Origin of the sequence: Pseudalkalibacillus sp. R45 (genome assembly GCF_052246725.1) — a bacterium.
Classification (GTDB): Bacteria; Bacillota; Bacilli; order Bacillales; family Fictibacillaceae; genus Pseudalkalibacillus.
Genome location: NZ_JBQQCL010000030.1, coordinates 1 through 14,403 on the forward strand (window position 1 = coordinate 1; position 14,403 = coordinate 14,403).

Below are 14,403 nucleotides of genomic sequence, written 5' to 3' on the forward strand. Positions count from 1 at the left end.
CAAGTTGATTGGAGAGCAAGGTGCGAGACTCCTCGAAAATGAAAATCGCATTTTCTTCGTGCGATGTAACGCTGCCGAAACTTTCCTTGTCCTGCGGGATCAGCGTGCCTACTACCTGAATAATCTCCTCGCAAGGCATGCGACGAGGAGGCTCGCTTCGAAAGGACTTTCTTGTAGACGTAGGAGCACAAATGCTTCCTTGAAAAGGAGACTCCTGAGGCCGCGAGGCGACGAGTAGGCTCACCGCACGCCCCGCGGAAAGCGAGCATCCTGGAGCGGAAATAAACGACTTTTAAAGAAAACTTGGCGAGACCAAGACTTTTTGTAGGTCGAGCCTTAGTTGCCCTTATACTGAAGAAAGTATTTTATACTTTCTTTAAGTGCAAGAGCAACAAAGTTTGCGCAAACAGCCTTATTTTTCTATGTGTTCTTCTCCTAGTGAGAAATAGAAGTAATCTTCTTTCATTGCACGAACAAAGGTTAAAGCGTAAAATATAACAAGAGATAAGGTTAGTGAAGCGGAGTGCGACCTTTGCATGCGCACCCGCTTTTATATGCAATTAGCCTGCGCCAAAGGCTTGGCTTTGCCAAGTTTCCTTTATATTCTTGAGGTGAAACCATGAACAATAAATACGTTGTCCTTGACCTTGAAACGACGGGACATTCTCCAAAAAACAAAGATAAAATCATCCAGATCGGCTTGGTGGTCGTCTATAACGGTACCATCATCGATCGATTTTCGACATATGTAAACCCTGAAATGGCGATACCGTCGTTCATTACTTCTTTAACTGGAATCGATCAAGCCACAGTGGATGAGGCACCGACTTTCGATGAAGTGGCACCAGAGCTTTTAAAGCTTTTGGATGGTGCTTGCCTCGTTGCTCATAACATCAAGTTTGATTTAACCTTCTTGAATGCAGAGCTGGACAATGCAGGTTATCTCGAATGGTCAGGGATGTTGATCGATACGGTAGAGTTATCACGTATCCTCATGCCTAATTTGGATTCGTATAAACTCAGTCAGTTGTCCGAATCCCTGGCATTGGATCATTCGCAACCTCATCAAGCCGATTCTGATGCAGAGGCGACAGGATTGTTGTTGGTGGAATTATTGAAGCTCCTTGATCATCTGCCTTTACTGACACTACAGCGTCTACATCCATTGCTTAAAGGTTTGCACAGCGATGTTGCGGATCTTGTACAAGAATGTGTCAATCGTAAATTAGGGCAATTGGAGGATGAGGTATCAGACCTCGAAGTGTACCGCCAGCTGGTATTGAGGCAAATGAAAGAGATGGATCTTGATGAAGAATATGTGGATGACTCACTGACCCATCAGGATATTCAAGAACGTTTTGCTGAAACATTGCCGAATTACGAAAAAAGATTCGGACAACTTGAAATGATGGATGTCGTAGGCAAATCGCTTAGTGACGGAGAGCACGCAATGATCGAAGCGGGGACGGGAATCGGAAAATCCCTGGGATACCTCATTCCAGGGTTGCTTCATGCGAAAAAGACAGGTCGGCCGCTTATCATAAGCACTCATACAGTCCAGCTCCAAGAACAACTGCTTGACCGGGACATCCCCTTGTTGCAGCAAATGATCCCATTCAATTTCAATGCAAGTGTATTGAAAGGTCGTAACCATTACCTTTGTCTACGTAAATTTGAGCAACAACTTGATCAAATTTATGATAATAATTATGATGTACTTCTTGCGAAAGCACAGTTGCTTGTCTGGTTGACGACGACTGAAGAGGGGGATATTGAAGAGTTGAATCTTCCTTCTGGGGGTCAGTTGTTCTGGCATCAGGTGAAAAGCGACGCGAATTCGTGTTTAAACCATAGGTGCCCTTGGTTTTCAAGGTGTTTCTATCATCGATCCAAAAGGGAAGCATACGATGCTGATATCATCATAACCAATCATGCATTGCTTTTTACTGATCTTGTGAATGACCATTCGTTGATTCCTTCTTACAAGGAAGTCGTCATTGATGAGGCGCATCACTTGGATGATGTTGCAAGTGATCACTTCGGTATGCAGACTGATTATTTTGCGTTTCATCGGACACTGGAAAGGTTAGGAACTTCAGAAGAAACAACAGTCAACCTATTTTTGAAACTTACAGAAATATTGGATACTGTAGACATTACCTATGATAAGAGTAAGATTACGGATGCCCTTAAAGATCTAAAGGTGGAAATCGATCAGCTTTTCAGTATGATCAAAACATATGTCCTTTCCAAAGGACGAAAAAAATCGGAAGTAGGAAAGATTAATTTCCGTTTCACCAATTTCGATGTTGACCAGGATTGGTATGGTGAAATGAAGGAAGTTTTCGCAAGGGTGCAGCTCCAGATGAATGACCTCATCCGTGAGTGTCGTAATCTCCTCAAGAAAGCACAGGATCATGAGGAACATTTTAATGTTTATCAAAAAGGGATCCTTGTGGATTACAGTGGTCTTCTCAATAAATTAGATGAGGAGCGAAACATGCTTGCACATATGCTCCTTGGTAGTGATGAAGAAGAAGTCTGCTGGATTGAGACGGATCCAGCCGGTGCAAGGAATGCAGTATCCATTTATAATCAACCGATCGATATTTCCACCAGGCTTTCGAAAGAGTTCTTTGAAAAGAAAAGAAGTGTTATTTTAACATCTGCGACATTGACGATACGAAACCGTTTTGATTTTGTTCGGAAAAGACTTGGAATGGATGATGAAACCGCATCTGTTCAACTCCATTCTCCTTTCAATTATCGTGATCAGGCGAAAATCATGATTCCTACTGACCTTCCAATGATCAAAGATGTTTCGACGGAAAACTACGCAGCGACGATTGCGGCATCAATTTATAGGATCGCCCATGTGACAGACGGGAGAATGCTTGTCTTATTCACAAGCTATGATATGTTGAAAAAGACATATCATCGATTTAAAGAACTTGCAGAACCAGAAGATTTTTCATTGATTGGTCAAGGAATCGATAGTGGAAGCCGGGCAAGGTTGACGAAGCATTTCAAGCAGTTGGATCGTGCCATACTTTTCGGTACCAGTAGCTTTTGGGAAGGTGTTGACATACCAGGCAACGATCTCTCTTGTCTGATTATCGTGCGTCTTCCATTCAACCCGCCTGATAACCCCGTGATTGAAGCTCGTAGCGAACAGCTTCGCAAACAAGGAAAGAGCCCTTTCATGGAGCTTTCACTTCCACAGGCGATCATACGGTTTAAGCAAGGTTTCGGACGATTGGTACGTTCCTCGTCCGATCATGGCGCAGTGTTTGTGTTTGATCGACGAATCGTCACAACAAAATATGGAAAGATTTTTCTCAGTTCCCTCCCGGATGTACCGGTACAGGAAGGAACGATGGATGAGCTGTTGGATGACCTGTCACACTTTATAGGTTAAGTTATCAAGGTCAGCATACACTATAAATAAAGACTACCGTTTTTGCGGAGGGATTTATTGTGTATAAAAGGCCAATGATGATTTTCGGCTTATTCTTGGTCATGCTCCTTATCACCAACATTCCGGTTAAAGATGAGCCGGTATTTTTTATGAATGAAGAGTTGCCTGGTAATGCGATTAAAGAACTGGACCTCAATTTGGGCCAAGAGGATCTTGCTATATCTTTTTTGGAGCTCGAAAGCGGAGAGGCTACACTCATTCAGGACAATCAAGGAGAAAATGTCCTGATTAATACTGGAAGTGAACTTTCCGCAGCTCAATTCAAGCGGCAGATGAAAATTTTCCAGGTAGATCGTATTGATACACTTATTCAGACGAATATAGGCAAGCAATTCACCGGGAACCTGCCCTGGCTATTAAAAAATGTAGAAATTGGCCGGATAATGGTTGCCGGAATCGCTGCAGAGGATTTTATTGAGCGTTACCATATACCAGAAGGCGTCGTCAAACCCTTGGAAGCTGGGGAAGGTGTTGAGCTGCTTAATAAGATTACCCTTAGAGTCAAATATATTGAGGAACGACAAGGGAAAGGAAAAGGTGGTATGGCCTTGAACCTTCAGTACGGTGTGCATCATTTCCTTTATATGGGGGTAGCGAATGGTGCTGCAGATAAGGCAATCATCGTTGATGGTTCATTAGATGCGGAACTGATCAAAGTCGCCGGCTTCGGTCATTACTTTGGAACAAGTGATGCCCTGTTGGATCATGTGAAGCCTGAAGTAGCGGTCATTTTCAAGAAAGAAGGCTATCGCGCCAGCGAAGAAGTGCTTTCCAGACTAGAGGAACGATGGACGGAAATATTAAAGCCGAATGAACAGGGGATCGTAATGGTGAAAACGAACAAAAAACAATATGAAATCACCCAGATCCCATTGATCAAGCCGAAAGTCGTATACAAATGAAGCTAACAAAATATATTTTCACTGTGTCATTAGCAACGTATAAAAATGTTCATGAAAAGTATTGAAAAAGGCGATGGAATCGTTGAAAATAAACAAGTAGGTAAGAAAAAGGGCTGACTTCAAGAAGTCAGCCTAAAAAGGTGTAGGGAAGGAAATATATAATGCAGTCGTTTTAAGAACTGCTTGGTTGATACTTTTATTTTGTCCCTAAACAAAAGAGTTATTGAAGGATAAAACAGGAAAGCAAACGATGCTTTTGCCGAAGAGCATCGATGGACCTATAATGGCAACAGGATGAGGTGGAATGACAAATGGAAAGTAAGATCGAAATACTTTCTACAGTGAAGGTTCAATCTTCCAGTGATCTATACAAAATTGTGGATGCGTTGAACCGGACGCTTAAACATCAGGATTTGATGTTCGGATTGGCTCTGGATAAAGACGATGAAGATAAGATGGTCTTCACCATCTATCGAACATAGGGGTAACGGATGAAGAAAACGTTATATATATTGGCAGCATTCTTTTTTGTGACGTTGGTGATCGGTGTATCGTATTATTATTATGTTTGGAATGATTATGGCAAGGGGCAACAGAAAAGTGTTGCGATAGCAAAGGCTGAATATGATGTCAATCAGGTTGAGGACATCGAACATTATAATGGTTCACATGGCGCTTTCGATGTGATCCGTGCTAAGGTAGACGATGAAGATAGCTATGTTTTCGTTCCACTATCTGATGAAAATGACTTTCATGTACTGGAAACGGAAGATGGTTGGAATGTCGAAAAGGTGAAACAATATATACAGCAAGAATTGAATGCCGATAAAGTAGTTTCAATCCGGCTAGGTTTGGAAAAATACCGTGAAACTTCTTCATTCACACCTGTTTGGGAAATCGTATATAAACAAGGCGGAAGCAGATATACGTTCCATTACATACGATTCAAAGACGGAACTTTTTTCAAAGCTTACACAATGAACCAACAGTTATAGTTCAACCAAGTAATTTATTGGAGGGTTTGTAATGAAATTAGCAAAGCGGGTAAAAGCATTGACACCATCAAGCACATTAGCGATTACAGCAAAAGCAAATGCATTGAAAGCAGAAGGACACGATGTTATCGGTCTAGGTGCAGGTGAACCAGATTTCAACACACCTGACCATATCCTCGAAAGTGCGCAGAATGCCATGAATGAAGGGTATACAAGATATACACCCGCTGGAGGTTTGCCGAAACTGAAAGAAAGCATCATCCAAAAGCTTGAACAGGATCAGGAACTATCTTATGTCCCTGGTGAAGTCATCGTAACGACGGGTGCAAAACATGCTTTATATACGTTATTCCAGGTCCTTTTAGATGAAGGAGATGAAGTGATTGTACCAACACCTTATTGGGTGAGTTATCCTGAACAAGTGAAGCTTGCTGGCGGGACTCCGGTACACGTCGAAGGTAAAGAAGAGAATGGATTTAAACTTACTCCTGAACAATTGCAAGAGGTCATCAGCGATAACACGAAAATTCTGATCTTGAATTCTCCATCAAATCCTACTGGAGCGATTTATTCTTCTGAAGAATTGAAAGCGATCGGTGACGTGTGTCTCAAACATGACATTATGATCGTTTCGGATGAGATTTATGAAAAACTGACTTATTTTGGAGAGCGTCATGTTTCGATTGCACAGTTATCTACTGAATTAAAAGAGAAAACGATCATCATCAATGGTGTCTCGAAATCCCATGCTATGACAGGGTGGAGAATCGGGTATGCTGTTGGTAACCGTGATGTGATCCAGGCGATGACGAATCTTGCGAGTCACAGTACATCAAACCCTACTTCGATTGCTCAACATGCGGCGATTGCAGCATATGACGGTACACAGGAACCAGTTGAAGAAATGAAGAAGGCCTTTGAGGATCGTCTCAACAAAGTCTATGAGCAATTGGTCAAGATTCCAGGATTCAAATGTGTCAAGCCTAAGGGAGCGTTCTATTTGTTCCCAAATGTAACAGAAGCGATTGAACTCACAGGATTCAAAACTGTTGATGAGTGGGTGGAAGCAGTACTTGAGTATGAAAAGGTCGCCCTAGTACCAGGAAGCGGGTTTGGTGCTCCAGATAACGTACGCTTATCGTATGCGACATCACTTCCTGTTTTGGAAGAAGCACTGGAACGTATTAAGAATTTCATGGAAATTCATCAAAAATAAGGGCCGGTTGTTTATCGGCTCTTGTTTATGTAAAATAATAAAAGCAAAACAAAAAGTAAATTGTAGAGTAACATGGGTGGAGGGAATATTGTGAAAACCACAATTCAATTATTACGCGATCATATTGGTGAAAAAGTAACAATCGGAGCTTGGCTCGCCAATAAACGCTCTAGTGGAAAAATTGCATTCTTACAATTACGTGATGGCACAGGATTTGTCCAAGGTGTCGTCGTAAAAAAAGAAGTCGAGGAAGACGTATGGACGACAGCAAAATCAATTACACAAGAGTCCAGCCTGTATGTGACAGGAACCGTTCAAAAAGATGACCGTTCTCCAACAGGTGTCGAGCTTGTCGTTTCTGGAGTGGAAGTGATCCATGAATCTGTCGACTATCCGATCACACCGAAAGAACACGGTACCGAATTCTTGATGGACAACCGTCATTTATGGTTGCGTTCAAGAAAGCAACATGCGATCATGCGTATCAGAAACGAAATTATCCGTGCTACATATGAGTTTTTCAATAAGGAAGGATTCGTGAAAATCGATCCGCCAATTTTGACTGGGAGCTCTGCAGAAGGGACTACAACCTTATTCCACACAAAATACTTTGATGAGGATGCTTATCTTTCTCAAAGTGGACAGCTTTACATGGAAGCTGCTGCAATGGCTTTTGGGCGGGTTTTCTCTTTCGGACCGACTTTCCGTGCTGAAAAATCGAAGACTCGGCGCCATCTAATCGAATTTTGGATGATCGAACCGGAAATGGCGTTCGTGGAACATGAAGAAAGCCTTGAAATCCAGGAACAATACGTCGCCTTCATAGCAAAATCTGTGCTTGAAAATTGTCGGATAGAGCTCGACACCTTAGGGCGTAATATTGAGAACCTTGAAAAAATCAAAGCTCCTTTTCCGCGGATCTCGTATGATGATGCAATCGAACTGCTTAAGGAAAAAGGTTTTGATGATATTGAGTGGGGAGAAGATTTTGGTGCTCCTCATGAAACGGCAATTGCCGAAAGCTTCGATCAACCAGTGTTCATTACGAATTATCCAAAGGACATCAAAGCATTTTATATGAAGCCGCATCCTGAACGCGATGATATTGTATTATGCGCAGACTTGATCGCGCCGGAAGGTTACGGGGAAATCATCGGTGGAAGCCAGAGGATTGATGACCTCGAGCTGATGAGTAAGCGTTACGATGAACATGATTTATCAGATGATGCATATAAATGGTATTTAGAATTACGGAAGTATGGCAGTGTACCTCATTCTGGCTTCGGGCTTGGTCTGGAACGTACGGTTGCCTGGTTATCAGGTATTGAGCATATTCGTGAGTCCATTCCGTTTCCTCGTCTGATCAATCGTTTATATCCTTAATGTATCGAATAAGCGTTTTATTCTGAAAAGCACTTGTGTAGAAGTCGTCATGCTTGCATGTAAGACTCTATTACAAAGTGCTTTTCTTCTCTTTGTACAAACATGAGGAGTTTAATTTTATGTACATATTTTCGTTTTTATCAACATTTGATGTCTTTCGACAAATTCACAACTGTGAGGGAAATTCTATACGTAAGAGAAGTCTTTTGAAATAGATGTTTTCTAATAGTTTGTTACTAATGGAATATTGTACAAAAAGCTGCTGTAATCTTTAGATTGGAAATATGCGAGACTCCAGCGGGAAAAGCAAGCTAAGCAAGACCCGGCTAGCGAGGAATGAGCTGTGGAGCCGCGGAAAGCGAGCATATTTCCAAAAACAATGCGAAAACAGCCTTAGAAAAAATAAAAAACCGATTTTGAGGAAACCATCATCATGAATGGTTGATTTGTTATAATGATGAGGAGGTGTGTGTAATGAAAAAAGAGAGTTTTTTAAATTGGATCGGGATGGGGACGATTTCCATACCCAATATTCTGTTGGCGAATTATTGCCGACTTGGACTTGATGAAGAAGAATTGATGGTTTTGATACATATGCATTCGTTCCTTGAAGGAGGAAACCATTTTCCTACACCGGAACAATTAGCAGCGAGAATGACGATTACTCCTCATGAATGTATGCGGATTTTACGGACTTGCATTCAAAAAGGGATGTTGAAAATAGAAGAACAGGAAGACTCTGTCCAAAAGATATATTCTGAAACATATACACTCCAGCCACTATGGGAGAAGCTGATCAGAGTCTTAGAAGAAGATCAGATTGATGAAGATCGTGAAAAACACCAGGAGGAAGAGCAGCAGATCTACACAATTATGGAAAAAGAGTTCGGTAGACCATTATCACCAATCGAATGTGAAACGTTATCGATGTGGCTTGATCAGGATCAACATGATTCTTCAATCATCATCGCTGCTTTGAAGGAAGCTGTATTATCAGGAAAACTCAACTTTCGATACATTGATCGGATCTTATTTGAATGGAAGAAGAACGGAATTCGTACCGTCGAAGAAGCGAAACAATATGGTGAAAAGTTTCGGCAACAGCGATATAAGAAATCAAGCTCACATCAGAGTACATCAAACGGAAAAACGGATTTTCCCTACTATAACTGGCTCGAACAATCGTAATAAAGGACGCGATCATTCATGTTGACAAAGAAACAAATCAGAGAAGTTTTAGATGAAATAGGAAATATGTTCCCAGAAGCCCATTGCGAATTGCACCATACGAACCCTTTTGAACTGACGATTGCGGTTTTGTTATCGGCGCAATGTACAGATGCGCTTGTTAATAAAGTGACGCCAGGTTTATTTGAGAAATATAAAAGCCCGGAAGATTACTTGGCTGTTCCATTGGAAGAATTACAAGAAGACATCCGTTCAATTGGACTGTTCCGAAACAAAGCTAAAAATATCCGCAAACTTTCTGAGATCCTTATTCATGAACATGGTGGGGTGGTTCCTCAAAGTCGAGATGAACTGGTGAAGCTGCCTGGTGTAGGACGGAAGACAGCGAATGTCATCGTTTCTGTGGCATTTGGTGAACCTGCAATTGCAGTTGATACACATGTAGAGCGGGTATCGAAACGACTGGGGATCTGCAAATGGAAAGATAGTGTGCTTGAAGTAGAGAAAACATTGATGCGTAAGATTCAGAAGGAAGAGTGGTCCGAAACCCATCATCGTCTTATTTTTTTCGGACGGTACCACTGCAAGTCACAAAATCCCCAGTGTACAACTTGTCCGCTCCTTTACTTATGTCGTGAAGGTCAAAAAAGGATGAAGAAAGTGAAAGAGAATGTCTAAGAGGACAATTCAGCTTCCGGATGAATTTAAGCATCCCCTCTTCGGTGTTGATAAGGTCACCTTTGACGAGACGATGAATAAGGAAGAATTGATGCAAGTCCCTTTTTTACTGGATATACTTGATGAAACAATTGATCGATCAACATCGTCTACAAGTTTGTTTAGACGTTGGCGAGAGGGAAAAGAAGAGATATCTAATATGTTTTCCCAGCGCAACCGTCAGGCAGCCCGTCCAAAAATGATTGCTGGAATCGGATGGTTTATATCCTTGATCTATTGGACCAATAAAAAGAAAGTGAAACGGTTGACTCATTTGAAGGAAGAGTTGTCCCTAATGGAAATACAGCCAGTAAATCTTTATGAACGCCTTTCATTCCTAATGGAAAATCCTGATCATTATCAATCTTTCATCCAATTGAGCCAGCTCTATGATGAGCTTGAGAAGAAGTGGATGCTGGAAGATCGAAAAAAACAGAATATGGACAACAATTGACAACATAGGATGATAGCATGAGTATGTCGAGCAGGAGGGACTATATCCATGCAAATCCATGTTGTGAGAAGAGGACAATCTCTATGGGGAATCTCTCAACAGTATGGTATACCTTGGCAGCAAATTGTCGATCTGAATGGTTTGGAAGCTCCAGATCAGCTTGCAATCGGCCAAACACTGCTGATTCCAACGCAAAATAGGTATACTGTGCAGCCGGGAGATTCTTTTTTCAGTATAGCGAATAAAACGGGAGTTTCGATTGAACAGCTGAAGAGTGCGAATCCGCAAATTCAAGGAAATATTTTATATCCAGGTCAAGTGCTCCGTGTGCCCCAAAGACCGAAAACGACAGCACTGGTGAACGCATATGCCGAGCCATTTGAAAAAACTGTGCAAAATGCAAAGACTGCCGGGAATGCATTAAGCTGGTTGTCTGTGTTCAGTTATCACGTTGATGAACAAGGAAACATCCGACCATTGGATAATGATGATGCATTGATCGAAGTAGCGAAGGCAAACAATGTGAAACCAATCATGACCGTCACGAATATTAAAGAAGGAGCAGAGTTCGATACTGATTTAGCGACAGCCGTTCTGAAAAATGACCAGATCCAGAATACACTGATCAACAATATTGAAACAGTGATGAAAAACAAAGGGTTCCAGGGTGTCAACATCGACTTCGAATTTTTAGGAAATCAGAATAAAGAGTCCTATAACGAATTCTTGCGCAAGCTGGTAGCAAAAATGCGGCCCCAAGGTTATGTCGTATCGACAGCGCTCGCACCAAAGATAAGCGCAGATCAAAAAGGAGTCCTTTATGAAGGGCACGATTATAAAGCACATGGAGAAATCGTTGATTATGTCATCATCATGACATATGAATGGGGCTGGAGCGGAGGACCGCCGCTACCAGTAAGTCCACTTCCAGAGGTAGAAAGGGTCCTGAGATATGCTTTAACGGAAATTCCAAAAGAAAAACTGGTAATGGGTGTCAACTTATATGGTTATGACTGGACTTTGCCATATGTGGAGGGTGGCCCTTTCGCAAAAGCTTTAAGTGTCCCTCAGGCGACTCGATTAGCATATACTAGAAAAACTGAGATTCAGTATGATGAGGAAGATCAGGCTCCTTACTATACGTATTATGATGAAAACGGTAAGGAACATATCGTTTGGTTTGAGGACTTGAGAAGTATGTCAGCTAAATTCGATTTGATCAAAAAGCTGGATATTGCAGGCATGTCTTTCTGGAATCTTGCCTTCCCATATACACCTCTTTGGACACTGATCAAAGATCGGTTCAATATTAAAAGATGATAAGATGCAAAAACCCTGAGCGGAATGTTCCACTCAGGGTTTTTAAAATCTTTTATGAAGCTTGTTTATTATAATGCGATGGAGGGACGAATCCGCCTATGCCGAATGGTAAGCCAGAATCGCCGCCGTCTTCATCTCCATCCTCATTCGGATTTCCGCCACCCTCATCAGGGTTACCATTTCCATCTCCACCGTTTCCATCTTCACCTTCTGGTGGAGGTGGTGGGCCTTCTCCTTGATCAGGTCCTCCACCGTCACCGTTACCGTTACCATTTCCATCTCCCTCACCATCGTCACCGAAAGGAGGGAATCCGGAGTCGTCTTCTTTCTTTTCTTCTTGGGTGGTTACTTGTACAGTTGCAGGTTCACTTTCTTTTTTGTTTTCCTCATCAACCGCTACAACTGCAAAAGTATAATTCGCACCTGGAGACATGTTTTGAACGACTAACTCCATTTCTTTTTGAGTTGTAAGCTCCTGGAATCCACCGTTATCGATTGAGTAAAGGATCTTGAATGTGATGCCTTTCTCCATGAACTTCTTAGGATATTTCCACTTTAATTTCGCTTCTTTTTTCTTCTCATCATATTCCGCTTTCAGTCCTTGTGGGACTTCAAGCTTATTATACTCTTCAGAGACATCCGGAAGGTCGGTACCTTTGACAGCAAGCTCTTTGACGATTTCATCCTTCGGAGTGAATTCACTTGCTCGCTTGTCAGTACCTTTTTCAATAGGAACCTCGATGACAGAATCTGGACGTTTCCAATCCGTATTCTCTAGATCGGCACTTGCTTTTGCCATGATGTCATTGAAAAGCAATTTAGAATAATCATCCGTTTCTTTCGTCAAATATTGCGGATTTCCATCGTCATCTTTACTGTGGTTATATCCAGTCCAGACTGCTGCAGATAGGTTTGAAGAATAACCGGCAAACCATGCGTCTCTTGTCTTACCTTTGAATTCTTCTCCATATTCTGCAGGATAATTCGTCGTACCTGTTTTACCAGCTACAGGGAAGTCCAGATTTACGTAGCCTTTGGCAGTTCCTTCTGTGATGACGTCTTTCAACATGTCAGTCACCATGTAAGATGTATACTCTTCCATTGCGGCTTTCGGTTCAGCTTTGTGTTCGATGACACGACCGTCAGGGAATTTGATTTTCGTTACAGTGAACGGTTTATTATAAACCCCTTTGTTTCCGAAAGCAGCGTATGCAGCAGCCATTTCCATCGGTGAAGGACTCTTATTGAATCCACCGATTGCATAGGCTGGGCTGTAGTGTTTATCATCGACTTCTATTCCGAGTTTGGAAGCGAAATCTTTCGCTTTGTCAGGACCGACTTCCTGCCATGTACGGATTGCTGGAAGGTTATAAGAATCATACAATGCCCTGCGCATTGTGACATCGCCATGATGCTTCCTGTCCCAGTTATGGAATTCGTGGCCATTTACCACAAGTTTTTCATCACTTAACTTTTTATAAGTCGGCCACTTCAGATGTTCGATCGCAGGACCGTAATCAAGTATCGGCTTGATTGATGAACCTGGTTGTCGTGAATCCATCTGTGTCGCATAGAACGAACTTGCTGTGTTCTTACGACCGCTGCCGATAGCTCTAACCGCACCGGTTTTCGTGTCGGTGAGGACAATTCCACCCTGGATATTTTTATCCTTGATGATTCTGTCAGAGTAAAGTGCTTCTTCAACAGCATTCTGCGCATTAGGATCAAGGGTCGTATGAATTTCAAGTCCTGCAGTATAAACTTCTCCTGGATCCTCGAATCCAGCCATTTTGGCAGCTTCTTTAATAACTTGCGCCTTGAATGTTTCGTAGGATTTTTGTTTTTCTTCTGGTTTCGCTTCTTTTACGTAATCTGTGACGGGAATCGAAGCAGCTTCTTGCTTTTGTTTCTCAGAAATGAAACCGTACTTCGCCATCTGAGAGAGGACGACATTGCGTCGTTTCTCAGCTTTTTCAGGGTTATCAAATGGACTGTAGGTGGAGGGTGCTTTAGGCAATCCAGCTAACAGTGCAGCTTCATGTAATTCTAAATCCTGTATATCTTTATTGAAATATGTCTTGGCAGCTGTCCCGATGCCATATGCACCTTCGCCAAAATAAATTTTATTCAGATACATCTCCAGGATCTGATCTTTGGAATAACGTTGTTCTAGTTTTACGGCAAGATAAGCTTCTTTAATCTTTCTCGTCATTTTTTTGTCGTTAGTCAGTAATGCGTTCTTGATGACCTGCTGGGTGATCGTACTTCCACCCTGGGAGCCGAAACCGCCTGTTATGTTAGCGATTGCTGCTCCGCCAATCCGTCGTACATCGATCCCGAAGTGGTCGTAGAATCGGACATCTTCTGTTGCGATAACAGCATCTTTCATGCCCTGTGGAATGTCATCAAGCGGTGCCTTGACTCGTTTTTCATTCCTGAACATCATTCCGAATTCGTTACCATCTTTATCGTAAAGTTTGGATGATGCTGGTGTATCGAGAGCTTTCGGGTCAAGCTCAGGTGATTGGCTAATAACCGCAAATACGGCGATAGCACCTGCTGTGACACCTATTAGACCGAATATAAGAAGAAGAGCAGTTATCTTTTTCATCATACTTTTCTTCTGAGTATTGGATGGTTTCTTTTTCTGTGTAGTCGCGCCCTGGCGTCGTTGTTGTCGTGAGTTGTATTTATTGTCACTCATCATTGCTCCTACCTTTCTAAACGTAACCTGACGTAATAATCATTCG

At 42.1% G+C, this 14,403-nt stretch carries 11 protein-coding genes; 10 read left to right on the forward strand and 1 reads right to left on the reverse strand.

Translation table 11 applies throughout. From position 1 onward, the window contains the following. Window positions 1–619 precede the first annotated feature (619 nt). The 10 genes from dinG to ACTWQL_RS23770 all read left to right on the forward strand — a co-directional run bounded on the left by dinG (window position 620) and on the right by ACTWQL_RS23770 (window position 11,653). Window positions 620–3,418 carry an ATP-dependent DNA helicase DinG gene (gene dinG / locus ACTWQL_RS23725; RefSeq protein ID WP_443144831.1) on the forward strand — a complete coding sequence of 933 codons (2,799 nt, stop codon included), beginning with the start codon at window positions 620–622 and terminating at the stop codon, window positions 3,416–3,418. A 59-nt stretch (window positions 3,419–3,477) separates the two neighbouring features. Beyond that, window positions 3,478–4,380: a ComEC/Rec2 family competence protein gene (locus ACTWQL_RS23730; RefSeq protein WP_443144832.1), complete on the forward strand. Its 903-nt coding sequence runs from the start codon at window positions 3,478–3,480 to the stop codon at window positions 4,378–4,380. A gap of 311 nt (window positions 4,381–4,691) precedes the next feature. Further along, window positions 4,692–4,862 (forward strand): YpmA family protein, encoded by a 171-nt coding sequence (locus tag ACTWQL_RS23735; RefSeq protein WP_221565154.1) that lies wholly within the window; start codon window positions 4,692–4,694, stop codon window positions 4,860–4,862. A gap of 9 nt (window positions 4,863–4,871) precedes the next feature. Continuing rightward, the gene (locus ACTWQL_RS23740; RefSeq protein ID WP_443144833.1) at window positions 4,872–5,375 is read left to right on the forward strand and encodes a hypothetical protein; all 504 of its coding nucleotides are present in this window, start codon (window positions 4,872–4,874) and stop codon (window positions 5,373–5,375) included. A gap of 31 nt (window positions 5,376–5,406) precedes the next feature. Continuing rightward, entirely contained in the window at window positions 5,407–6,591 is a 1,185-nt protein-coding gene (locus ACTWQL_RS23745) for a pyridoxal phosphate-dependent aminotransferase (RefSeq protein WP_443144834.1), read from the forward strand. Between the two features lie 90 nt (window positions 6,592–6,681). Then, the gene (gene asnS, locus ACTWQL_RS23750) at window positions 6,682–7,974 is read left to right on the forward strand and encodes an asparagine--tRNA ligase (protein WP_443144835.1); all 1,293 of its coding nucleotides are present in this window, start codon (window positions 6,682–6,684) and stop codon (window positions 7,972–7,974) included. 474 nt (window positions 7,975–8,448) lie between these two features. Further along, a complete protein-coding gene (locus tag ACTWQL_RS23755; RefSeq protein ID WP_443144836.1) occupies window positions 8,449–9,162 on the forward strand; it encodes a DnaD domain-containing protein in 714 nt (237 codons plus the stop codon). An 18-nt stretch (window positions 9,163–9,180) separates the two neighbouring features. After that, window positions 9,181–9,840: an endonuclease III gene (gene nth / locus ACTWQL_RS23760; RefSeq protein WP_443144837.1), complete on the forward strand. Its 660-nt coding sequence runs from the start codon at window positions 9,181–9,183 to the stop codon at window positions 9,838–9,840. Beyond that, window positions 9,833–10,333 carry a YpoC family protein gene (locus ACTWQL_RS23765; RefSeq protein WP_443144838.1) on the forward strand — a complete coding sequence of 167 codons (501 nt, stop codon included), beginning with the start codon at window positions 9,833–9,835 and terminating at the stop codon, window positions 10,331–10,333. The genes nth and ACTWQL_RS23765 overlap by 8 nt, the downstream gene beginning before the upstream one ends. Before the next feature lie 48 nt (window positions 10,334–10,381). Further along, window positions 10,382–11,653, forward strand: coding sequence for a glycosyl hydrolase family 18 protein (locus ACTWQL_RS23770; RefSeq protein ID WP_443144839.1), 1,272 nt, complete (start codon window positions 10,382–10,384; stop codon window positions 11,651–11,653). 52 nt (window positions 11,654–11,705) lie between these two features. On the opposite strand, the gene ACTWQL_RS23775 is transcribed toward ACTWQL_RS23770, so the two are convergent. Continuing rightward, complete coding sequence (locus ACTWQL_RS23775; protein WP_443144840.1) at window positions 11,706–14,357, reverse strand: transglycosylase domain-containing protein; 2,652 nt, start codon at window positions 14,355–14,357, stop codon at window positions 11,706–11,708. Window positions 14,358–14,403 lie beyond the last annotated feature (46 nt).